Here is a 23,651-nt window from a genome sequence, read left to right as displayed (position 1 = left end):
GAACGATCATCAAACGACCTCGGTTTCAGCTTCGACGGCTTTCACCGCCTTGAGCTGGCGCATCTGCTCGCAACCCCACAACACCCGCTCCGGGGTCGCCGGCGCGTCGATCTTCGGCTGATGCTTGTAGTCGCCAAGGCTGGCCACCGCATCCTTGATCGCACACCACGCGGCGATGCCGAGCATGAACGGCGGCTCACCCACAGCCTTGGAGTGGAACACCGTGTCTTCCGGGTTCTTGCGGTTTTCCACCAGCTTCACCCGCAGGTCCAGCGGCATGTCCGCCACGGCCGGGATCTTGTAGCTGGCCGGGCCGTTGGTCATCAGCTTGCCTTTGTTGTTCCACACCAGCTCTTCCATGGTCAGCCAGCCCATGCCCTGAACGAAACCGCCCTCGACCTGGCCGATGTCGATGGCCGGGTTCAGCGAGGCGCCGACGTCGTGCAGGATGTCGGTACGGAGCATCTTGTACTCGCCGGTCAGGGTGTCGACGATCACTTCGCAGCACGCCGCGCCGAAGGCGAAGTAGTAGAACGGCCGACCACGGGCCTGGCTGCGGTCGTAGTAGATTTTCGGAGTCTTGTAGAACCCGGTGCTCGACAGCGAAACCTGGTTGAAATACGCCAGCTGGATCAGCGCTTCGAAGGTCAGGATATGGTCACGCACCCGTACGTGGCCGTTGTGGAATTCCACGTCCTCTTCGCTGACCTTGTAGTGCCGCGCGGCGAATTCGACCAGCCGCTGCTTGATTGTCTCGGCAGCGTTCTGCGCCGCTTTGCCGTTGAGGTCGGCGCCGCTGGAGGCCGCGGTCGGCGAGGTGTTCGGCACCTTGTCGGTGTTGGTCGCGGTGATCTGCACACGGTCCATTTCCACCTGGAACACTTCGGCCACGACTTGCGCGACTTTGGTGTTCAGACCCTGGCCCATTTCCGTGCCGCCGTGGTTCAGGTGGATGCTGCCGTCGGTGTAGACGTGCACCAAGGCACCTGCCTGGTTGAGGAAGCTGGCGGTGAAGGAAATACCGAATTTCACCGGGGTCAGCGCCAGGCCTTTTTTCAGGATCGGGCTGTTGGCGTTGTAGCGACGGATCGCTTCGCGGCGCTCGGCGTACTGGCTGCTTTCTTCCAGTTCGGCGGTCATCTCTTCGAGCATGTTGTGCTCGACGGTCTGGTAGTAATGGGTGACGTTGCGCTCGGTCTTGCCGTAATAGTTGGCCTTGCGCACGGCCAGCGGATCGAGATTCAAGTGACGGGCGATGGCGTCCATCACTTCTTCGATCGCGACCATTCCTTGCGGGCCGCCGAAACCACGATACGCGGTGTTCGACGCGGTGTTGGTCTTGCAGCGGTGACCGTTGATGGTCGCATCGCCCAGGTAGTACGAGTTGTCCGAGTGGAACATCGCCCGGTCAACGATCGAGGCCGACAGGTCAGGCGAGCAGCCGCAGTTACCGGCCAGATCCATCGCGATCCCGTGCAGACGCCCGGTGCTGTCGAAGCCGACGTCGTACTCGACGTAGAACGGGTGACGCTTGCCGGTCATCAGCATGTCTTCGACCCGTGGCAGGCGCATCTTGGTCGGCTGGCCGGTGAGGTGCGCGATCACTGCGCACAGGCAGGCCGGGCTCGCGGCCTGAGTTTCCTTGCCGCCGAAACCACCGCCCATGCGGCGCATGTCCACCACGATCTTGTTCATCGACACATCGAGAACTTCGGCCACCAGTTTCTGCACTTCGGTGGGGTTTTGGGTCGAGCAGTAAACGATCATGCCGCCGTCTTCGGTCGGCATCACCGAGGAAATCTGGGTTTCCAGATAGAAGTGTTCCTGACCGCCGATGTGCAGCGTGCCCTGAATACGATGTTCAGCCGTGGCCAGGGCGTTGGCCGAATCGCCGCGCTGATGGGTGTGGCTGTCGAGCACGAAGTGGCGTTTGCGCAGGGCTTCGACCACGTCCAGCACCGGCTCCAGATCTTCGTATTCGATGATCGCGGCCATGGCGGCCTTGCGTGCGGTTTCGAGGTCTTTCGCGGCCACGGCCAGCACCGGTTGACCGACGAACTGCACGTCATCGATGGCCAGCAGCGGATCGCCCGGCAGTAGCGGGCCGATGTCTTTCAGGCCCGGTACGTCTTCGTGGGTAATGGCGATGCGCACGCCTTCGAAGGCGTAGCAGGGCTGGGTGTCGATGCTGATGATTTTCGCGTGGGCGCGATCCGACAGCCGTGCGTAAACGTGCAACTGGTTGGGGAATTCCAGGCGGTCGTCGATGTACTGCGCTTCACCGGACACATGCTTGGCGGCGCTGTCGTGCTTGACGCTGCGGCCGACGCCGGTGGTCAGGTCCTTGGCGAACAATTCAGCCAGTTCAGCTTGAGTTTTCTCTACGCCGTGATGGTTAGACATAAGCGGTCACCCGAGTCTCGATGTGCGGTGTTTGCAGTTCGATGAAGTATTTGCGCAGCAGGTTCTGCGCGCTGAGCAGGCGGTATTCCTTGCTGGCGCGGAAGTCCGAGAGCGGGGTGAAATCCTCGCCCAGCGCGGAGCAGGCGCGTTCGATCACCGCATTGTTGAACGGCTGGCCGAGCAGCACGGCTTCGCAATGAGCGGCGCGCTTCGGGATCGCAGCCATGCCACCGAAGGCGACGCGGGCGTCGGTGATCACGCCGTTCTCGACCCGCAGGTTGATCGCGGCGCAGACGGCAGAGATATCGTCGTCCAGACGCTTGGAGACTTTGTAGGCGCGGAAGCGCTGCTCGGCCGTGGCGCGCGGCACGATGATTTTCTCGATGAACTCGCTTTCCTGACGTGCGGTAACCCGGTAATCGATGAAGTAATCCTCGAGGGCCAGCGTGCGGCGGGTCTCGCCCTTGCACAGCACGATCTGCGCGCCGAGGGCAATCAGCAGCGGTGGCGAGTCACCGATCGGCGAGGCGTTGCCGATGTTGCCGCCGAGGGTGCCCTGGTTGCGGATCTGCAGGGAGGCGAAGCGGTGCAGCAGTTCGCCGAAGTCCGGGTACTCGGCGTTCAGCGCTTCGTAGCAGTCGGAGAGGGCGGTGGCGGCGCCGATTTCGATGCGATCCTCGAAGTGCTCGATGCGCTTCATTTCGGCGACGTTGCCGACGTAGATCATCACCGGCAAGGTACGGTGGAACTGAGTGACTTCCAGCGCCAGATCAGTGCCGCCGGCCAGCAGGCGAGCCTGTGGATAAGCGTCGTAGAGATCGGCCAGATCGGCGACGGTCAGCGGCACCAGGCAGCGTTTGTCGCCGCTGTTGAGTTCGCCGATCGACGTCGGGGCAATGGCTTTGAGGCGGGAGATGGTTTCGGCTTCACGGGCGTCGAACTGGTCCGGTTGCTTGGCGCAGCAGGATTGTTCGGCGGCGGCCAGGATCGGCCGGTAGCCGGTGCAGCGGCAGAGATTGCCCGCCAGCGCTTCGTGGGCCTTGGCCTGATCCGGTGCATCGCTGTTCTTTTGCAGGGCGAACAGCGACATCACGAAACCGGGGGTGCAGAAACCGCACTGCGAACCGTGGCACTCGACCATGGCTTTCTGCACGCTGTGCAGTTCGCCCTTGTGCTTGAGGTCTTCGACGCTGATCAATTGCTTGCCGTGCAGCGACGAAACGAACGTCAGGCACGAGTTGAGGCTGCGATAGCGAATGTGCTCGCGGCCATCGTCATCCGTCTGCAACTCGCCGACCACCACCGTACAGGCGCCGCAGTCACCGCTGGCGCAGCCTTCTTTGGTGCCGGATTTACCCACGTGTTCGCGCAGGTAGTTGAGCACAGTCAGGTTCGGGTCCAGGGCGTGCTCGCTACGGAGTTCCTGGTTAAGTAAAAACTGGATCACGGAAGGCCTCGCAGACTCATTATTGTTGTTGAGCGACTTGAGCCGAATTTAGCAGGTCTGACTTTTCGGTCAATGGTTTTCTGACTTAAAGGTCAGGAAAAACCGTTTTGTCGCTCAACCACGTGTCTCTTCAGTATTGACCCTCATTGGATCAAGCGCTTTTTTGCGGGATTCGTGCCAAAAACCGCTGTGCGAGCACTCCGCCATGACCGCGCATTGCGCTACACTGCGCCGCTTGTGCAGATCGAAGAGTTTGAAGGACAACCATGACGTTCAAGGCGCCGGACAGCCTCGCCGAGCAAATCGCTCACCACCTCGCCGAACGGATCATTCGCGGCGAAATGAAGCCGGGAGAGCGTATCCAGGAACAGAAGGTCACGCTGGCGCTGAACGTCAGCCGCGGCTCGGTCCGCGAAGCCTTGCTGATCCTCGAGCGCCGTCACCTGATCGCGATCCTGCCGCGCCGCGGCGCCCATGTCACTGAGCTGACGGCGCACAAGGTGCAGAGCCTGTGCACGTTGATGAGCGAGTTGTACATCCTGCTCGGCAACGCCGTGGCCAATGGCTGGCAGACCCAGGCCGACATGGCGCCGTTCGTGCAGATCCAGCAACGCCTGACCGCCAGCTACGAGCGTCAGGACATCCGCACCTTCGTCGACGACAGCTTCAACGTGATGCGCGCCGCGTATCCGTTCGCCAACAACCCGTACCTGCAGGAAACGGTCGAGAACCTGCAACCGGCCATGAGCCGCGCGTACTTCCTCGCACTGGAGCAGCGCAAGGCCGAGATGAGCGAGTTCCTCGAACTGTTCGAACGCCTGCTCGCCGCCGTCCTCGCCCGTGACCTGCCGCAGATCCGCATCGTGCTGACGGCTTACGCCCAGCGCAGCTGCGATCTGGTGGTGTCCGCCCTGACGGTTGCCTGACCTTGCGGCTCAAGTGCATCAAGCTGGCGGGGTTCAAATCCTTCGTCGATCCGACCACGGTGAACTTCCCCAGTAACATGGCGGCAGTCGTCGGGCCGAACGGTTGCGGCAAGTCGAACATCATCGACGCCGTGCGCTGGGTGATGGGCGAAAGCTCGGCCAAGAACCTGCGTGGCGAGTCGATGACCGACGTCATCTTCAACGGCTCGACCAGCCGCAAACCGGTGAGCCAGGCGAGCATCGAACTGGTGTTCGACAACTCCGACGGCACGCTGCTGGGCGAGTGGGCGGCGTATGCGGAAATCTCGATTCGCCGCAAAGTGACCCGCGACAGCCAGACGACTTATTACCTCAACGGCGCCAAATGCCGTCGTCGCGACATCACCGACATCTTCCTCGGCACCGGTCTCGGCCCGCGCAGCTACTCGATCATCGAGCAGGGGATGATCTCCAAGCTGATCGAGTCCAAGCCGGAAGACCTGCGTAACTTCATCGAAGAAGCCGCCGGCATCTCCAAGTACAAGGAGCGCCGGCGCGAGACCGAAAACCGCATCCGTCGAACCCACGAAAACCTTGCCCGTCTGACTGACCTGCGTGAAGAGCTTGAACGCCAGCTCGAACGCCTGCACCGTCAGGCCGAGGCCGCCAAGAAGTATCAGGAATACAAAGCCGAAGAACGCCAGCTCAAGGCGCAATTGTCGGCCCTGCGCTGGCAGGATCTGAACGATCAGGTCGGTCAGCGCGAATCGATCATCGGCAACCAGGAAATCAGCTTTGAAGCGCTGGTCGCCGAACAGCGCAACGCCGACGCGGCGATTGAACGCCTGCGCGACGGGCACCATGACCTGTCCGAGCGCTTCAATCTGGTGCAGGGGCGCTTCTATTCGGTCGGCGGCGACATCGCCCGGGTCGAGCAGAGCATCCAGCACGGCCAGCAGCGCTTGCGCCAATTGCAGGACGATTTGAAAGAAGCCGAGCGCGCACGCCTCGAAACCGAATCGCACCTGGGCCACGACCGCACCTTGCTGCTGACCCTCGGCGAAGAGCTCGATCAACTGACCCCCGAGCAGGAAATCACCAACGCCGCGGCCGAAGAAGCTGCCGCTGCGCTGGAAGATTCCGAAGCCGTCATGCACGGCTGGCAGGAGCAGTGGGACGCCTTCAATTTGACCGCCGCCGAACCCCGTCGTCAGGCCGAAGTGCAGCAGTCGCGCATCCAGCAGCTGGAAACCAGCATGGAGCGCCTGGCCGATCGGCAAAAGCGTCTGGGCGAAGAGCGCGCGCTGCTGTCGGCCGATCCGGAAGACGCGGCGATCATGGAACTCAGCGAACAGCTCGCCGAGTCCGAAGCCACCCTTGAAGATTTGCAGACCAGCGAAGAAGCCCAGGTCGAAAAACTTGAGCAACTGCGTCAGGAATTGCAGCAAGCGCTGACCGCGCAGCAACAGGCGCAGGGCGATTTGCAGCGCCTCAATGGTCGCCTTGCATCGCTGGAAGCCTTGCAGCAGGCCGCGCTCGATCCGGGCACCGGCACTGCCGAATGGCTGAAGGAACACAACCTCGCCGAGCGCCCGCGTCTCGCCGAAGGCCTGAAGGTCGAGGCCGGTTGGGAGCTGGCGGTGGAAACCGTGCTCGGCGCCGACCTGCAAGCGGTGCTGGTGGATGATTTCGACGGCTTCGATCTGTCTGGTTTTGCCCAGGGCGATCTGCGTTTGCTCAGCCCCGGCAACGACGGCGTGCGCGTGGCCGGCAGCCTGCTGGACAAGGTCGAGGCGCAGGTCGATCTGTCGCCCTGGCTCGCTCAGGTCAAGCCGGTCGACAGCCTTGAACAGGCGCTGGCTATGCGTGGCCAACTGGCTGCCGGCCAGAGCCTGATCAGTCGCGACGGTTACTGGGTCGGCCGGCATTTCCTGCGGGTGCGCCGCGCCAGTGAAGCCGAAAGCGGCATGCTTGCGCGCGGCCAGGAAATCGAATCGCTGCATGCGGAACGCGAAGAGCGTGAAGCCACGGTCGAGGCCATGGAAACCCGTCTGCAAACCCTGCGCGCGCAACAGCGTCAGCAGGAAAACGGTCGCGAACATTTGCGTCGACTGTTGCAGGACGAAGCCCGTCAGCAAGGCGAACTGAAAGCTCAGCTTTCCGCCGGTAAAGCCAAGGCCGAGCAGTTGAACCTGCGTCGCACCCGTCTCGACGAAGAACTGGTGGAGCTCGCCGAGCAGCGCGAGCTGGAACACGAAAACATCGGCGAAGCGCGGATCCAGTTGCAGGACGCTCTCGACGCGATGGCCCTCGACACCGAGCAGCGCGAATTGCTGCTGGCCCAGCGCGACAGCCTGCGCGAACGCCTGGATCGGGTGCGTCAGGAAGCGCGCCAGCACAAGGATCACGCCCATCAATTGGCCGTGCGCCTCGGCTCGCTGCGCGCACAACACGATTCGACCCGCCAGGCCCTTGAACGTCTGGAAATGCAGGCCGAGCGCCTCACCGAAAAACGTGAACAGCTCAGCCTGAATCTGGAGGAGGGCGAGGCGCCGCTGGAAGAGTTGCGCCTCAAACTCGAAGAGTTGCTCGACAAGCGCATGAGCGTCGACGACGAACTCAAGACCGCGCAGATCGCCCTGGAAGATGCCGATCGCGAACTGCGCGACGCGGAAAAACGCCGGACCCAGGCCGAGCAGCAATCGCAATTGATCCGTGGCCAGCTCGAACAGCAACGCATGGAATGGCAAGCCCTGACCGTGCGCCGCAAGGCCCTGCAGGATCAATTGCTGGAAGACGGCTACGATCTGCACGGCGTGCTCAACACCCTGACCGCCGAGGCCAGCGAGAAGGCTGCCGAAGAAGAACTTGAACGCATTGCCGCGCGCATTCAGCGCCTGGGCGCGATCAACCTCGCGGCGATCGACGAATACACGCAACAATCCGAGCGTAAACGTTATCTGGATGCCCAGGACGCCGATCTGGTCGAAGCCCTGGAGACCCTGGAAAACGTCATCCGCAAGATCGACAAGGAAACCCGTAACCGTTTCAAAGATACCTTTGATCAGATCAATGGCGGTTTACAGGCGCTTTTCCCGAAAGTTTTCGGTGGCGGGCGGGCGTATTTGGAACTGACGGGCGAAGATCTACTCGATACAGGGGTGACGATCATGGCGCAGCCGCCCGGGAAGAAGAACAGCACCATCCATTTGCTCTCCGGTGGCGAGAAGGCCCTGACCGCGCTGGCACTGGTTTTTGCGATCTTCAAGTTGAATCCGGCGCCGTTCTGCATGCTCGATGAAGTTGACGCACCACTGGATGACGCTAACGTTGGACGCTACGCACGATTGGTCAAAGAGATGTCGCAGACCGTGCAGTTCATCTATATCACCCACAACAAGATCGCCATGGAAATGGCTGACCAGTTGATGGGCGTGACGATGCACGAGCCGGGTTGTTCGCGACTGGTAGCCGTGGATGTCGAGGAGGCGATGGCGATGGTGGATGCCTGAGCCGGCGCTGTCGGAAAAGGTATTTGTAGTCTGTAGGACATATTTACCGGCTTCGACTTGCTGGCCAATCGATATAATCGCGCAAGCCAATGAGACAGACGGTGTAAAGTTGTCTTTGGTCGTGCTAGTTTAATGTCAATTTTTCGTATACGTGGGCAAAACGCCTGTCAGAACATAGAGTTGGCGCCACGTTTTAAAGCGGTTTGCACAGTGTAAACCCCTTATTTTTCAGCATTTTTTATAGAGGCACGGGATTACATGGAAATCGGTCTGCGCGAGTGGCTGATCGTCATCGGCATCATTGTGATAGCCGGTATTCTTTTCGATGGCTGGCGCCGTATGCGCGGCGGCAAGGGAAAACTGAAATTCCGTCTTGACCGAAGTCTGTCCAACCTGCCGGACGAGGACACCAGCGCTGAGCTGTTGGGCCCGGCCCGCGTGCTGGATACCCATAAAGAGCCGCAACTGGACGAACACGATCTGCCATCGGTGAGCATGCCGGCCCGCGAAGCACGCGAGCCTCGCGAATCCGGTTCCAAGCGCGGCAAGCGCGGCAGCAACGGTCCGGCCCAGGGCGACCTGAACCTCGATCTGGATCTGGACGGCGGCCCGAGCTTCAGCAGCCGCGACGATGATTTCGTCGAGCCTGCCGCCAAGTCGTCGCCGGCGGTTGCTGATAAAGATCAGCCGCAAGCCGAAGAAGTGCTGGTGATCAGCGTGATCTGCCGCGACCCGGCCGGCTTCAAGGGCCCGGCACTGCTGCAGAACATTCTGGAAAGCGGTCTGCGTTTCGGCGAGATGGATATCTTCCACCGTCACGAAAGCATGGCCGGCAACGGTGAAGTGCTGTTCTCCATGGCCAACGCGGTCAAGCCGGGCATCTTTGATCTGGACGACATCGACCATTTCAGCACCCCGGCGGTGAGCTTCTTCCTCGGCCTGCCAGGCCCGCGTCATCCGAAGCAGGCCTTCGATGTGATGGTCGCGGCAGCCCGCAAGCTGTCCCAGGAACTGAACGGCGAGTTGAAAGATGACCAGCGCAGCGTCCTGACCGCGCAGACCATCGAGCACTACCGTCAGCGCATCGTCGAATTCGAACGTCGCGCCCTGACCCAGAAGCGTTGATTGAAAAGGTTGCCTCGCAATAAAGGGGCAATCGGCAAAATAGATTGAGCAGCCTCGGCTGCTCTTTTGCTTTATGAGAGAACACCCATGACTGCCGCCAAAGACCGCATTCTAGAGCTGCGCGCTGAACTCGATCAGCACAACTACCGTTACCACGTCCTCGATGAGCCGAGCATTCCGGATGCCGAGTACGACCGGTTGTTCCACGAGCTCAAGGCGCTGGAAGCGGCCAATCCGGAATTGATCACCAGCGACTCGCCGACCCAGCGTGTCGGCAGCGTGGCGCTGACCGCGTTCACCCAGGTGCGTCACGAAGTGCCGATGCTCAGCCTCGGCAACGCCTTCGAAGAAACCGACATGCGCGAGTTCGATCGCCGGGTGACCGAAGGTCTGGATCTCCCGGCCGGCGACCTGTTTGGCGGTGGCGCGGCGGTGGAATACAGCTGCGAGCCGAAACTCGATGGCCTGGCGGTCAGCCTGCTGTATCAGGATGGCGTGCTGGTACGCGGCGCCACGCGCGGCGACGGCACCACTGGCGAAGACATCAGCGTCAACGTGCGCACCGTGCGCAACATCCCGCTGAAGCTGCACGGCACGGGCTGGCCGGCGACCCTGGAAGTGCGTGGCGAAGTGTTCATGTCCAAGGCCGGTTTCGAGCGCCTCAACGCCTCGCAACTGGAAGTCGGCGGCAAGACTTTCGCCAACCCGCGCAACGCCGCCGCCGGCAGCCTGCGCCAGCTGGATTCGAAGATCACCGCCAACCGGCCGCTGGAATTCTGCTGCTACGGTATCGGTCAGGTGTCCCACGATATTTCCGACACCCACATCGGCAACCTCAAGCAACTGCAAGCCTGGGGCATGCCGATCAGCCACGAATTGAAACTGGCCAAGGGCATCGGCGAATGCCTGGATTATTACCGCGATATCGGTGAGCGCCGTAATTCGCTGGCCTATGAAATCGACGGCGTGGTGTTTAAGGTCAACAGCATTGCCGACCAGCGCGAACTGGGCTTCCGCGCCCGGGAACCGCGCTGGGCCATCGCCCACAAATTCCCGGCGATGGAAGAACTCACCGAACTGCTCGACGTGGAATTCCAGGTCGGCCGCACCGGCGCCGTCACCCCTGTGGCGCGGTTGAAACCGGTCAAGGTCGCCGGCGTCACCGTGGCCAACGCCACGCTGCACAACATGGATGAAGTCGCCCGGTTGGGTCTGATGATCGGCGACACAGTGATCATTCGCCGCGCCGGTGACGTGATACCGCAAGTGGTGCAGGTGGTGACCGAGCGTCGTCCCGAAGATGCGCGGCCGGTGCAGATTCCCGAGAGCTGCCCGGTTTGTGGCTCCCATGTCGAACGCACGCAACTGGTCAAACGCAGCAAGGGCAAGGAAACCATCAGCGAAGGTGCGGTGTATCGCTGCGTCGGCCGACTGGCCTGTGGTGCGCAGCTCAAGCAGGCGATCATTCACTTCGTCTCCCGTCGCGCGATGGACATCGAAGGCCTTGGCGACAAGAGCGTCGAGCAACTGGTGGACGAAGGTCTGGTCAGTTCGCCGGCCGATCTCTACGCGCTGAAGTTCGAAGAAATCGTCGACCTCGAGGGCTTTGCCGAGGTTTCGAGCAACAAGTTGCTGGCTGCGATTGAAGACAGCAAGAAGCCGGGTCTGGCGCGCTTCATCTATGCGCTGGGCATTCCGGATGTCGGCGAAGAGACGGCCAAGGTGCTGGCGCGTTCGCTGGGGTCGCTGGAGCGTGTTCAGCAAGCCTTGCCGCAGGTGCTGACGTACTTGCCGGACATCGGCCTGGAAGTGGCGCACGAGATTCACAGCTTCTTCGAAGATGCGCACAACCAGCAGGTGATCACCGAGCTGCTGGGCCACGGTTTGCAGATTCAGGATCAGGGCGAGCTGGGCGCCGAGTTTGCCGCGAGCACCACGCTGGGCGGCTTCCTCGACAAGCTGCACATTCCTTCGGTCGGGCCGGGCGGGGCGCAGAAGCTGGCGGACAAGTTCGAAACGCTGGAAGGGGTGATGAACGCTGACTGGCTGGACATGCGCCAGGCATTGCCGGAGAAGCAGGCGAACTCGGTTCGCGAGTTCTTTGCCTTGCCCGAGCATCGTCAACTGGCTGAAGACGCCGAGAAGCAACTGCGCGATTTCGGCATGCACTGGCAGAGCGAAAAGAAAGTCGTCGAAGGTCTGCCACTTTCTAGGGAAACCTGGGTGCTGACCGGCAAGGTCGAGCTGATGAGCCGCGACGTCGCCAAGGAACACCTGGAAAGCCTCGGCGCCAAGGTCGCCGGCTCCGTGTCGGCCAAGACCCATTGCGTGGTCGCCGGGCCGGGCGCCGGGTCGAAATTGACCAAGGCCAACGAACTGGGCGTGAAAGTGATGGATGAGGAGGCGTTTATCGCGTTCCTGAAAGGGCACGGTATCAGCGCCTGACTGATCGACAGGTGATCGTTCCCACGCAGAGCGTGGGAACGATCTTTGGGCGGGAATGATCTAGTCTTGGCAAGCCCAAGGGAGAGATCGCCATGTACCGCTTTTTCGAGCAGCTCAGTTCCCGCATCGTCGCGCCGTTCATGGGCGAATCCTCGCGCAACAGCAAAATCTGGCCGTGCCGCTGCGGCCAGTCGCTGTTCTTTCGCAACAGTCAGTGCCTGGCCTGCAACGCGGCGCTGGGTTATCAACCGGAACACAGTCGCCTGACCTCGCTGCAACCGGGGCCGCAAGAGGGCACTTGGACGCTGGACGTCGATCCCGAGGCCGGGCTGTTCCGGCGCTGCGCCAACCTTGATACACCGGCAGCCTGTAACTGGCTGCTGCCCGCCAATGATCACGACACCCTGTGCGCGGCCTGTGCTCTGAACCGCACCATCCCCGATCTGTCCGTCCCGGAAAACCCCGAACGCTGGCGCAAAGTGGAAATCGCCAAGCGGCGACTGGTGGCGCAACTGATCAGCCTTGGCCTGCCGGTCGTCCCGAAAACCGTCGACGAAGCCACCGGCCTGGCCTTCGATTTCATCGGCGTTGATCTGCAAGGCAACGCGCCGATGACCGGTCACGCCAACGGCCTGATCACCCTCGATATCGCAGAAGCCGACGACGCCCACCGCGAGCAGGTTCGGGCGCAGATGCACGAACCCTATCGCACGCTGCTTGGGCACTTTCGTCATGAGGTCGGGCACTACTACTGGGATCGCCTGATCGACAACGGTCCGTGGCTCGGTTCATTCCGCAACCTGTTCGGCGATGAACGCGCCAGTTATGCCGAGGCGCTGGAGCGGCATTATCAACAGGGCGCGCCGGCGGACTGGCCGCAGCATTACGTCAGCGCCTACGCCACCATGCACCCGTGGGAAGACTGGGCGGAAACCTGGGCGCATTACCTGCACATGATGGACGCGGTGGATACGGCGCTGGGCTTCGGCATGAGTGCCCGGGAGATGGACCTCGACTACCAGCCGTTTCCGTCGAGCACGCTGTACGACCCCGAGCATCCTGGCGGCGCGGCGTTCCTGTCGTTCGTCAACGCGTGGATCGAACTGGCGGGGATGCTCAACGAACTGTCGCGCAGCATGGGCCAGCCGGATTTCTATCCGTTCGTCCTGCCGCCGGCGGCGATCGCCAAGCTGCACTTCATTCATCTGGTGATCCAGCAAGAGGGCGGCCGCGCGGACGAGGTGCTGCAAGCGCAATAGCAAGTGCTTGAAGCCCTTCATATTTTTAATCTTCAACCAGCGGTTGTAACTTCGTCTCAGATAGGTACAATGGCGCGGCTCGCCGACAGGCGAGCGTCGTTATGGTGACCCTATCGGTCCCCCCGCAACGATTACCCGTGAACCTGGTCAGAGCCGGAAGGCAGCAGCCACAGCGGGAACATTGTGTGCCGGGGTGTGGCTGGTAGGGTTACCACCTTAACGAACATCGAACGCGTCGACTGAACTGCATGGGTTTCGCCCACTGCGGTTTTTTTATGCCTGCGATTTGGCGGCTCGTACCCAAACCTCCTGCTCCCGAGTGCGCCGACACGGGGTAATCATTTCCCCTGCAATCGCGCATACTCGCAGCCACCGAAATAAATGAAGAGTCTGGCCAGGATTGACCTTGCAAGGTCCGCGCCCTGGCCGCGAGGTTTTATGCTCCCGGAACATTCCGATCTATCCAGCCCTGTGTTCTTGCCCGTCACGGATGAAACCTGCGCGAACCTGTTGCAGGCAGGTGGGGCCAAAACCCTCGAAAGCCTGACCGATCCGGAGTTGGCGGCGGTGCTGGTCATCCAGAATCTGGTGCAGACGAAAGAGCAGGATCTCGGCGCCGTGGCGGCAGAGAAAATTCTGGCCAAGCTGTTGGCGTGGGCTGTGGATACTCGTCAGGCAACGACCGCGGGCCTGCTGTCGGAAGCGCAGCGACTGTTCGATCCGCGCAAACTGTATTTCGGCCTGAAGGTCCTGAATCCTCTGAACCTGCGTTTTCTGTTGGCCGAAGAAGTATCCGCACGCGACTACTTGTTGCCCGACGGCCAGTGGGACTTCGAATACAAGGTGCGGCGCCATCGCAGCCATGACCCGTTCACCCAGCCGATAGTGACGCCCCGTTACCGCGAGCGCTGGTTAAGCCCGGCGCAGGACAAACTGGTCAGAACCTTCCGCGCCAATCTGGACGAAGACCTGCACGTTCAAGGTTACGCGGGTATCGGCAAAAGCCATCTGCTGGTCGCTTTGCTGGAGCATCTGCGCCCGGAAAAGACCCTGTTGCTGGCGCGCACCCCGGCCAAGCTCGAAGTCCTTCGTCAGCGCATGCTGGGGCCGAGCGAGAAGAAGGCCGGCAAGACCTTCCTGGCGTTTGCGCAGTCGCTGATGCTCGGGCGCAGGCCTCAGGCGGAGGGAGGGCGAATCCCGACCCGTCAGGCGCTGGCGCAGGAACTGAATATCTTCGGTTTCCGCCACCACGACGGGCCGGCGACCCTTGAGCTCTGCCTCAAAGTGATCGAGCGCTACTGCCGCTTCCGCGATCACACGTTTTCGGCGAAGCATCTGCCGCATTTCAACCAGCCACTCTCCAGCGTCGACGCTCAGGTGTTGCTGGAGTATTCGAGCCGGGTGTGGGGCTACCTCGAGCTCAATCCAGCGTGGGGCAGCCAGACCGGGTTCGAAGCGCTGCTGATGATCAAGCGCGCCTGCATCGCCGGCTGCGTGGTGCCGGCGCGCTACACGCACGTGTTGATTGATGAGAGCCAGGACATTCCCGGATCGCTGTTGCAGATCATCGAGCGCGGTCGTCAGGTGCTGGTCACCCTCGGCGACGAGTACCAGCAGGCCAGCGGTGTGCCGGTCAAACGGCACCGTGAGGTTCGCCAAAGCGATATCAGCTATTCCGTGCGCTCGGGTCGCAACGTCGAACGGCTGGTCAATCCGCTGATCGCCCGGCACTCGCAGAAGGGCAAGATTCCGTTCGAAGGCGCCAGTGACGCCGATGTTGTTATCAAGGAGTACCCGGAAGGTTTCGTACCGTCCGAGGGTTGCGTAGTGCTGACGGCATCGCCGTGGGACAGCATGATCTGGGCTATCCACCTGCACGACTCCAACTGCAAGTTCAGATTCCCGGACAAGCGCACCCAGGATGAACTCAAGCATTTCATGGCCACCGCCATCGAACTGTTCAAACCTGACTTCTACCGTTCCGAATTCAGCGAAAACGGCGTGCATCCGTACTTCAGCGACCTGCCTGACTGGCAGGCCGTGTGCGACGCCAATCAGTTCGACGAGTCGTTTCTGCGGGTCAAGGACAAGCTGGAAAACGGCTTCATGATTGCCGACCTGACGCGCCTGAACCGAATGATCGATAACGCCGGCAACGGCTGCCTGCTGATGCTCGCGGAAGAGGCGGGAGGCATGGAGTTCGACAAGGTGCTGCTGACGCCGGGGCTGCTGACCAACGAGAAATTCAAGGATGCCTACGCGTTCGATCAACGGATCTGCGCCGTGTACATCGCCATCTCCCGGGCCAGGCTGAAGCTATACGTGCCGTACGATGTGGTCGAGTGGGTGGAGTATCACGAGTACCAGCGGTTTCGTGATACGGCGGGGCATTGAGGGTCTGGCTTACGGCTCGCCGCCCGAACCACCGGTATACAACCGGATAATGTCATCAATCTCCCCCGACATTTTCATCCGCAGCAACGCCCTCAATATCCGCTGCACCGGCACATTCGGGTCGTTGCGCACATAGCAGCCGACCTTCTGCTCCTGCAACACCGCCACCGCTTGCAGTTGCTGCCCCGGCAGCAGGCGCTGGTTGAACCAGTCCAGGGTCCATTGATTGCTCACGGCGTAGCGGTAGCGCCCGGCCAACAGTTTGTCGAGCACCTGCTCCTGATTGCGCGCGTCTTCGCGCCAGAGTCGATCGGCGTCGAATATCGGTTGTAGCGTGGGGTAGCTGTAGCCGAGCACGGTGCCGATCGACTGGCGGGGCAGGTGGGCCGGATCGGCGCTGGGTGGTTGGTCCTGACGGCTGATCAGCAGGTCGCGCTGGAAGAACAGCGGGAGGCTCCAGATGTAATCGCCAGACAGGTTCGGCAGCCAGGATTGTGCGGCATAGCAGCGCACGTCGACTTCGCCGTGTTCCATGGCGTTCTGCACCCGGGCGCGGGGCAGGACGTGAAATTGTGCTGGCACGCCGATCTGGGTCGCCAGGCTGAGCATCATGTCGTAGAGGATGCCCTGGGTCGGGCGGCCGCGTTCGATCTGCACCATCGGCATCGCCCAGCTGTCGGCAACCACGAAGCGCAGCGGCGGTTGCGACGCCATCGCGCTCAGGCTCAATCCCAGTAATGCCCCCACGGCCCACCGCATAAACGCTCCGGTAATTCCCGATCCCGAGCCGACAAAAGCCCTCGCTCATGCAGCTTAGCCAGAATAGACGAGCACACCGGATGCAATTTTGGCCTTGCTCCGCTAGCATTAGCCGCTTCTGCTTCCTTTGCCGCGACGGTTTTCGATGAGTTATCAGGTTCTTGCACGTAAATGGCGTCCGCGCTCGTTCCGCGAAATGGTCGGCCAGACCCATGTGCTCAAGGCTCTGATCAATGCCTTGGACAGCCAGCGGCTGCACCACGCCTACCTCTTCACGGGTACGCGGGGCGTCGGCAAGACCACGATTGCGCGGATCATCGCCAAATGCCTGAACTGTGAAACAGGTATCACTTCAAGCCCTTGTGGCGAGTGTTCGGTGTGCCGCGAGATCGACGAAGGCCGTTTTGTTGACCTGATCGAGATCGACGCCGCGAGCCGGACCAAGGTCGAGGACACCCGCGAGCTGCTCGACAACGTGCAGTACGCACCAAGCCGCGGGCGCTTCAAGGTCTACCTGATCGACGAAGTGCACATGCTCTCCAGCCATTCCTTCAATGCGCTGCTGAAAACCCTCGAAGAGCCGCCGCCCTACGTCAAGTTCATCCTGGCGACTACCGACCCGCAGAAACTTCCGGCAACGATTTTGTCGCGATGCCTGCAGTTCTCCCTGAAGAACATGACCCCGGAGCGGGTGGTCGAGCATCTGACCCACGTTCTGGGCGCCGAAAACGTCCCGTTTGAAGACGACGCCTTGTGGCTGCTCGGCCGCGCGGCCGACGGTTCGATGCGTGACGCCATGAGCCTGACCGATCAGGCCATCGCCTTCGGTGAAGGCAAGGTATTGGCCGCCGACGTGCGGGCGATGCTCGGTACGCTGGATCACGGTCAGGTCTACGACGTGCTGCATGCGCTGATCGAAGGCGACGCCAAGGCATTGCTAGAGGCCGTGCGCCATCTGGCCGAACAGGGGCCGGACTGGAACGGCGTGCTCTCGGAAATTCTCAACGTGCTGCACCGCATCGCCATCGCCCAGGCCTTGCCGGAAGGTGTCGACAACGGTCACGGCGACCGTGACCGGGTGCTGGCACTGGCCCAGGCCTTGCCGGCCGAAGACGTGCAGTTCTATTACCAGATGGGCCTGATCGGTCGCCGCGACTTGCCGCTGGCGCCGGACCCGCGAGGCGGTTTCGAAATGGTGCTGCTGCGGATGCTGGCCTTCCGGCCGGCAGACACGGCGGACGCCCCGAGGCAACCGCTAAAGCCAGTGGGGATCAGCCAGGCCACAGTTGATTCCGCAAACTCAGTGGCTGCCGCGCCGAAACCTGCGCCGGTAGTTGCTGCGGCTGTTGCGCCCGCGCCAGCGCCGGTGGTTGCACCTGCGCCGGCTCCCGAGCCTGCACCGGTTGCCCCGGTGATTGCGCCTGAAACCGTTCCTGAGCCAGAGCCCGAGCCGGTCGCCGTTGAAGAAGTCGTCGACCTGCCGTGGAACGACCCGGTAGAACCGGCGCCTGTGCAGCAGCCAGCGGTCGAGCCGGTGCTGGAAACCACCGCCGAACAACCGGATTTGCCGCCGATGCCGCTGCCGACCCCGGACAGCGTCGTGCCGGACGCCCCGGAGTGGGCCGCCGCGCCGATCCCCGAGCCGTCAGTAGCCGAGGTCGATGCCGCCACGCCGGGCATGGACATGGACGACGAGCCGCCGCTCGACGAGGACTACATCGAGCCGGACATGGATTCGGCCTACAGTTACCTCGACGATCTGGCCAGCGAACACGCCGCAGAACCGGCCCCGGAGCCCGAGCCGGAACCTGCCGCCGCGCCGGCCACCGGTCTGGCCCTGCAATGGCTGGAGCTGTTCCCGCAACTGCCGATCTCCGGCATGACCGGCAGCATCGCCGCCAACTGCACGCTGATCGCGGTCGATGGTGACAACTGGCTGATGCACCTGGACCCGGCCCACAGCGCCTTGTTCAACGCCACCCAGCAACGTCGTCTCAACGATGCGCTGAATCAGTTCCACGGGCGCACGCTGACCCTGACCATAGAGCTGATCAAGCCCGAGCAGGAAACCCCGGCCCAGGCCGCGTCCCGGCGTCGTGCCAACCGTCAGCGCGAGGCGGAGGAATCGATCCACGGCGATCCGTTCATCCAGCAGATGGTCCAGCAGTTCGGTGCGGTCGTGCGACACGATACTATTGAACCTGTCGACGCCCTGGTCAGTCAGGGCTAATAACTGAGGGCGTCCGGCCTGTATGGCCGGGCGCTGTTTTGATCCAAGTACTTTTGAGGTGATTCCCATGATGAAAGGTGGCATGGCCGGCCTGATGAAGCAGGCGCAGCAGATGCAGGAAAAAATGGCCAAGATGCAGGAAGAACTGGCCAACGCCGAAGTCACCGGCAAAGCCGGTGGCGATCTGGTCACCGTGGTGATGACCGGTCGTCATGACGTGAAAAAAGTCAGCATCGACCCGAGCGTACTGCCGGGCCTGGACGAAGACGACCGCGAAGTGGTCGAGGATCTGGTGGCTGCAGCCGTCAACGCCGCCGTGCGTCAGATCGAAGCCAACAGCCAGGCCAAGATGGGCAGCATGACCGCTGGCATGAACCTGCCGGCCGGTATGAAACTGCCGTTCTGATTCGCCTTTGCGGGTTGGATGAGCTACAAAAAATGCCAGGCATCGCGCCTGGCATTTTTGTTTCCGCCCGATCGTTCCCACGTCGAACCGTCTGCGTGGGAATGCAGCCGGGGACGCTCCGCGTCCCAAATCCAACGCCGTACACGGAGCGTCCGTTAAGCTATTCCCGCGTGGGCAGATCGAGACCTCGAACGGGCAACGATTATCAAGCGGAACGCAGCATGCCCACCAAGGTCTGCTCCCTATGCCGCCGAATTCACCATTCACAGGAGACGCTGACATGTCCGACCCTCTGACCCTCAATCAACGCTTCGTGCTGGCCTCGCGGCCGGTGGGCGCGCCAACGCCCGAGAACTTCCGTCTGGAGCGCGAGGCGCTGCCGGATCTTGAAGACGGCCAGGTGTTGCTCAAGACCCTGTACCTGTCGCTCGATCCCTACATGCGCGGGCGCATGAGTGACGCACCGTCCTACGCGGCGCCGGTACAAATCGGCGAGGTGATGACCGGCGGCGCTGTCAGCCGGGTCGAACAGTCGCGTCATCCGAAATTCCATCCCGGCGATCTGGTCGTCGGTGCCACTGGCTGGCAAAGCCACAGCATCAGCGATGGCCGCAACATCATCCCGATCCCGTCCGGGCTGCCGAGCCCGTCGATGGCGCTCGGGGTACTGGGCATGCCTGGCATGACCGCGTACATGGGACTGATGGACATTGGCCAGCCGAAAGAAGGGGAGACTCTGGTGGTCGCCGCCGCTTCCGGCGCAGTGGGTTCGGTGGTCGGTCAGGTCGCCAAGATCAAAGGCCTGCGCGCCGTCGGCGTGGCCGGTGGTGCCGAGAAGTGCAAATACGTGGTCGAAGAACTGGGCTTCGACGCCTGTATCGATCACAAGGCACCGGACTTCGCCGAGCAACTGGCCAAAGCCTGCCCCAATGGCATCGACATCTATTATGAAAACGTCGGCGGCCACGTTTTTGATGCCGTCGTGCCGCTGCTCAATCCCAAGGCGCGGATCCCGCTGTGCGGCCTGATTGCTGGCTACAACGCCTCGGAAGCGCCGAAAGGCCCGGATCGTTTGCCCGCCTTGCAACGCACCTTGCTGACCAAACGCGCACGTATTCAGGGTTTCATCGTGTTCGACGACTACGGTGACCGTCAGCCGGAATTCATCAGCGCCATGGTGCCGTGGGTACGCGATGGCAAGGTGAAGTTCCGCGAGGACGTGGTCGAGGGCCTGGAGCAGGCGCCTGAGGCGTTTATCGGGCTGCTGGAGGGGCGCAACTTCGGCAAACTGGTGGTGAAGGTCGCCCAGGACTGAGGATTTGACGCTGGCCGGAGGCGCGGGTATAAACCGCGTCTCGTTGTTTTGTCGGACTTTTTCCCCATGAGCTTCAGCCCTTTGATTCGCCAACTGATCGACGCCCTGCGAACTTTGCCGGGCGTGGGTCAGAAAACTGCTCAGCGTATGGCGTTGCAGTTGCTCGAACGTGACCGCAGCGGCGGTACGCGTCTGGCCCAGGCCTTGAGCCAGGCCATGGAAGGGGTCGGACACTGCCGCCAGTGCCGCACGCTGACCGAAGACGATCTGTGCCCGCAATGTGCCGACACCCGCCGCGACGACACGCTGCTGTGCGTGGTGGAAGGGCCGATGGACGTTTACGCGGTCGAGCAGACCGGATTTCGCGGTCGCTATTTCGTGCTCAAGGGGCACCTGTCCCCGTTGGACGGGCTCGGCCCGGAGGCCATCGGCATTCCGCAATTGATGGCGCGGATCGAAGAGGCGGGCACCTTCACCGAAGTCATCCTCGCCACCAACCCGACCGTGGAAGGCGAAGCAACCGCCCACTACATCGCCCAGTTGCTGCAGAACAAAGGCCTGATCGCCTCGCGCATCGCCCACGGCGTACCGTTGGGTGGCGAACTGGAACTGGTGGACGGCGGCACGCTGGCGCACTCGTTTGCCGGGCGCAAGCCGATTTCCCTCTGAGCCACACAATCCTGTTGAAAACCAAGCAAGCGCTCGGTTAAGTTCGGCGAACCCTTCCATGGAGTTCGCCGATGCCCGCCTTCCAGGAATACTTCGACCCCAGCCACCAAATGATCCGCGACAGCGTCAGACGTTTCGTCGAGCGTGAGATCCTGCCGGACATTGATGCGTGGGAAGAAGCCGAAAGCTTTCCCCGTGATCTGTACCTCAAGGCCGGTGCGGCCGGGATCCTCGGCATCGGTTACCCCGAAGCGCTCGGCGGCAGTCATGAAGGTGATCTGTTCGCCAAGATCGCCGCCAGCGAAGAACTGATGCGCTGCGGCTCCGGCGGGCTGGTGGCCGGGCTTGGTTCGCTCGATATCGGTTTGCCGCCGATCGTAAAATGGGCCCGGCCTGAAGTCCGCGATTGCGTCGTCCCCCAAGTGCTCCGCGGCGAGAAGATCAGCGCCTTGGCCGTCACCGAGCCGGGCGGCGGTTCCGACGTCGCCAACCTGCAGACCCGCGCCGTACGCGACGGCGACCATTACCGGGTCAGCGGCAGCAAAACCTTTATCACCAGTGGCGTACGCGCCGACTACTACACCGTCGCAGTGCGTACCGGTGCGCCCGGTTTTGGTGGCATCAGCCTGCTGTTGATCGAGAAGGGTACGCCGGGTTTCACCGTCGGCCGGCAACTGAAGAAAATGGGCTGGTGGGCGTCGGACACGGCTGAATTGTTCTTCGACGATTGCCGGGTGCCTGTGGGAAATCTGATCGGCGCGGAGAACATGGGCTTTGCCTGCATCATGGGCAACTTCCAATCCGAGCGTCTGGCCCTTGCGTTGATGGCCAACATGACCGCGCAACTGGCGCTGGAAGAAAGCTTGAAGTGGGCGAAGGAGCGACAAGCGTTCGGCAAACCCATCGGCAAGTTCCAGGTGATCAAGCATCGCCTCGCGGAAATGGCCACGGCGCTGGAAGTCTCGCGGGAGTTCACCTACCGGCAGGCGGCGAAGATGGCGGCGGGGCAGAGCGTGATCAAGGAGATTTCCATGGCCAAGAACTTTGCCACGGACACTTCGGATCGCATCACCAACGAGGCGGTGCAGATTCTTGGCGGGTTGGGTTATATGCGCGAAAGCCTGGTGGAGCGGCTGTACCGGGATAACCGCATCTTGTCGATTGGCGGCGGGACGCGGGAAGTGATGAACGAGATCATCAGCAAGCAGATGGGACTGTAATCTTCGGTGTTCGATCGTTCCCACGCGGAGCGTGGGAACGATCGAGGCGCGGGGCTGATTATTTATCAGTCAACGCAAACTGCGTCAGGCAGAACGTCGGAATCCCCATGTCCTCAAGACGCTGCGAACCACCCAGTTCCGGCAGATCGATGATCGCCGCCGCTTCATGAACGCGGGCGCCCATGCGGCGGATCAGGTTGGCCGCTGCGATCAGCGTGCCACCGGTGGCGATCAGGTCATCGAACATCACCACCGAATCGCCTTCGCACAGGCTGTCGGCGTGTACTTCCAGAAACGCTTCGCCGTACTCGGTCGCGTACCCTTCAGCCAGCACGTCCGCCGGCAGTTTGCCTTGCTTGCGGAACAGCACCAGCGGCTTGTTCAGTTGATAGGCCAGCACCGAACCGATCAGGAAACCACGCGCATCCATCGCGCCGATGTGGGTGAAGTCGGCTTCGACGTAGCGGTGGGCGAAGCTGTCCATCACCAGGCGCAGGGCCTTGGGCGACTGGAACAGCGGGGTGATGTCGCGAAAGATCACGCCCGGTTTCGGGAAGTCGATCACGGGGCGGATCAGGGATTTGATGTCGAAGGAGTCGAAGACCATCGTCGAGGTGTCCTGGCAGGGCTGCAAACGGCGCAGTATACCCGCGGCTGAAACGATTCGCTCGGCCGCGGGTCGAGATCAGACTTCGAGCGAGCCGCCGGCCAGGGCGCAGAGCTGGATCGGGTCGAGGATATGGATTTCCTTGCCTTCGGCGGCGATCAGTTCGTTCTGCTGGAAGCGGGTGAAGACCCGGGACACGGTTTCCACCGCCAGCCCAAGGTAGTTGCCGATTTCATTGCGCGACATGCTCAGGCGGAACTGGTTGGCGGAGAAGCCGCGAGCGCGGAAGCGTGCCGACAGGTTGACCAGGAAGGTGGCGATGCGCTCGTCGGCGGTTTTCTTCGACAGCAGCAACATCATTTGCTGGTCGTCGCGGATTTCGCGGCTCATCACGCGCATCAACTGGCGGCGCAGCTGCGGCAATTGCAGGGCCAGCTCGTCGAGGCGTTCGAACGGAATCTCGCAGACCGAAGTGGTTTCCAGCGCCTGGGCGGAAACCGGGTGTTTCTCGGTGTCCATGCCGGACAGCCCGACCAGTTCGCTCGGCAGGTGGAAGCCGGTCAGTTGCTCTTCGCCGGTGTCGCTCAGGCTGAAGGTCTTGAGGGCGCCGGAGCGTACTGCATAAACGGAATCGAAGGTGTCGCCCTGGCGGAACAGGAACTCACCCTTTTTCAACGGGCGGCCACGTTTAACGATTTCGTCCAGCGCATCCATGTCTTCCAGATTCAGCGAAAGTGGCAGGCAGAGAGGGGCCAGGCTGCAATCCTTGCAATTAGCCTGGTTGTGAGCGCGCAGTTTAACTGGCTCGGACATTTCTTAAATCCTTGTGGGAAAACACACATAAGGCGTAAGGGTAACCCAGCGGAGGACATTCAGGCCAGCCTGTGGCGAGATTGCCCCCACGGCATAAAGCCGCAGGGATGACAGCCGATAAACAGGTATCTGACGGCATGCA

General features: G+C 61.9%; 16 protein-coding genes and 1 other RNA gene. 12 read left to right on the top strand and 5 right to left on the bottom strand.

The window, feature by feature from the left end:
• Positions 1-9 precede the first annotated feature (9 nt).
• On the bottom strand, positions 10-2,403 hold the full coding sequence (gene xdhB / locus L6D82_RS19400; RefSeq protein ID WP_011333267.1) for a xanthine dehydrogenase molybdopterin binding subunit: 2,394 nt from the start codon (positions 2,401-2,403) through the stop codon (positions 10-12).
• Entirely contained in the window at positions 2,396-3,850 is a 1,455-nt protein-coding gene (gene xdhA / locus L6D82_RS19395; RefSeq protein WP_236191050.1) for a xanthine dehydrogenase small subunit, read from the bottom strand. The genes xdhB and xdhA overlap by 8 nt, the downstream gene beginning before the upstream one ends.
• Positions 3,851-4,116: 266 nt before the next feature.
• Here xdhA and L6D82_RS19390 point away from each other — a divergent pair, with 266 nt between their 5' ends.
• The 7 genes from L6D82_RS19390 (at position 4,117) to L6D82_RS19360 (ending at position 15,490) form a co-directional block, all read left to right on the top strand.
• Entirely contained in the window at positions 4,117-4,776 is a 660-nt protein-coding gene (locus tag L6D82_RS19390) for a GntR family transcriptional regulator (RefSeq protein WP_011333269.1), read from the top strand.
• A gap of 2 nt (positions 4,777-4,778) precedes the next feature.
• A complete protein-coding gene (smc, locus tag L6D82_RS19385; RefSeq protein ID WP_085747895.1) occupies positions 4,779-8,267 on the top strand; it encodes a chromosome segregation protein SMC in 3,489 nt (1,162 codons plus the stop codon).
• A gap of 258 nt (positions 8,268-8,525) precedes the next feature.
• Positions 8,526-9,392 carry a cell division protein ZipA gene (zipA, locus tag L6D82_RS19380; protein ID WP_064378762.1) on the top strand — a complete coding sequence of 289 codons (867 nt, stop codon included), beginning with the start codon at positions 8,526-8,528 and terminating at the stop codon, positions 9,390-9,392.
• 87 nt (positions 9,393-9,479) lie between these two features.
• Entirely contained in the window at positions 9,480-11,837 is a 2,358-nt protein-coding gene (gene ligA / locus L6D82_RS19375; RefSeq protein ID WP_236191049.1) for an NAD-dependent DNA ligase LigA, read from the top strand.
• Positions 11,838-11,929: 92 nt separating this feature from the next.
• Positions 11,930-13,096 (top strand): zinc-binding metallopeptidase family protein, encoded by a 1,167-nt coding sequence (locus L6D82_RS19370; RefSeq protein ID WP_085747893.1) that lies wholly within the window; start codon positions 11,930-11,932, stop codon positions 13,094-13,096.
• 111 nt (positions 13,097-13,207) lie between these two features.
• Positions 13,208-13,304, top strand: an RNA gene (gene ffs, locus L6D82_RS19365) — signal recognition particle sRNA small type.
• 230 nt (positions 13,305-13,534) lie between these two features.
• Positions 13,535-15,490, top strand: a complete 1,956-nt coding sequence (locus L6D82_RS19360) for a hypothetical protein (protein WP_085747892.1) — start codon at positions 13,535-13,537, stop codon at positions 15,488-15,490.
• Positions 15,491-15,499: 9 nt separating this feature from the next.
• On the opposite strand, the gene L6D82_RS19355 is transcribed toward L6D82_RS19360, so the two are convergent.
• Positions 15,500-16,249 carry a substrate-binding periplasmic protein gene (locus L6D82_RS19355; RefSeq protein ID WP_085747891.1) on the bottom strand — a complete coding sequence of 250 codons (750 nt, stop codon included), beginning with the start codon at positions 16,247-16,249 and terminating at the stop codon, positions 15,500-15,502.
• Between the two features lie 145 nt (positions 16,250-16,394).
• Between L6D82_RS19355 and dnaX the strand changes: the two genes are divergently transcribed.
• The 5 genes from dnaX (at position 16,395) to L6D82_RS19330 (ending at position 22,089) form a co-directional block, all read left to right on the top strand.
• Positions 16,395-18,479 (top strand): DNA polymerase III subunit gamma/tau, encoded by a 2,085-nt coding sequence (gene dnaX / locus L6D82_RS19350; protein WP_085747890.1) that lies wholly within the window; start codon positions 16,395-16,397, stop codon positions 18,477-18,479.
• Between the two features lie 67 nt (positions 18,480-18,546).
• A complete protein-coding gene (locus L6D82_RS19345; protein WP_007951650.1) occupies positions 18,547-18,885 on the top strand; it encodes a YbaB/EbfC family nucleoid-associated protein in 339 nt (112 codons plus the stop codon).
• Positions 18,886-19,165: 280 nt separating this feature from the next.
• Positions 19,166-20,200, top strand: a complete 1,035-nt coding sequence (locus L6D82_RS19340) for an NADP-dependent oxidoreductase (RefSeq protein ID WP_236191039.1) — start codon at positions 19,166-19,168, stop codon at positions 20,198-20,200.
• A 66-nt stretch (positions 20,201-20,266) separates the two neighbouring features.
• The gene (gene recR, locus L6D82_RS19335) at positions 20,267-20,869 is read left to right on the top strand and encodes a recombination mediator RecR (RefSeq protein WP_007951652.1); all 603 of its coding nucleotides are present in this window, start codon (positions 20,267-20,269) and stop codon (positions 20,867-20,869) included.
• 71 nt (positions 20,870-20,940) lie between these two features.
• On the top strand, positions 20,941-22,089 hold the full coding sequence (locus L6D82_RS19330) for an acyl-CoA dehydrogenase family protein (RefSeq protein WP_236191037.1): 1,149 nt from the start codon (positions 20,941-20,943) through the stop codon (positions 22,087-22,089).
• A 58-nt stretch (positions 22,090-22,147) separates the two neighbouring features.
• Here L6D82_RS19330 and L6D82_RS19325 read toward each other — a convergent pair whose 3' ends face one another.
• Together L6D82_RS19325 and fnr are read right to left on the bottom strand one after the other, a co-directional pair.
• The gene (locus L6D82_RS19325; protein WP_003223345.1) at positions 22,148-22,696 is read right to left on the bottom strand and encodes an adenine phosphoribosyltransferase; all 549 of its coding nucleotides are present in this window, start codon (positions 22,694-22,696) and stop codon (positions 22,148-22,150) included.
• Positions 22,697-22,774: 78 nt separating this feature from the next.
• The gene (gene fnr, locus L6D82_RS19320) at positions 22,775-23,509 is read right to left on the bottom strand and encodes a fumarate/nitrate reduction transcriptional regulator Fnr (RefSeq protein ID WP_007951654.1); all 735 of its coding nucleotides are present in this window, start codon (positions 23,507-23,509) and stop codon (positions 22,775-22,777) included.
• Positions 23,510-23,651 lie beyond the last annotated feature (142 nt).

The sequence above is a fragment of the Pseudomonas paraglycinae genome, from assembly GCF_021601625.1.
In the GTDB taxonomy this organism is placed as follows: Bacteria; Pseudomonadota; Gammaproteobacteria; order Pseudomonadales; family Pseudomonadaceae; genus Aquipseudomonas; species Aquipseudomonas paraglycinae.
Note: the sequence above shows the minus strand (reverse complement) of the source record. Positions and strands in the feature narration are given on the sequence as shown.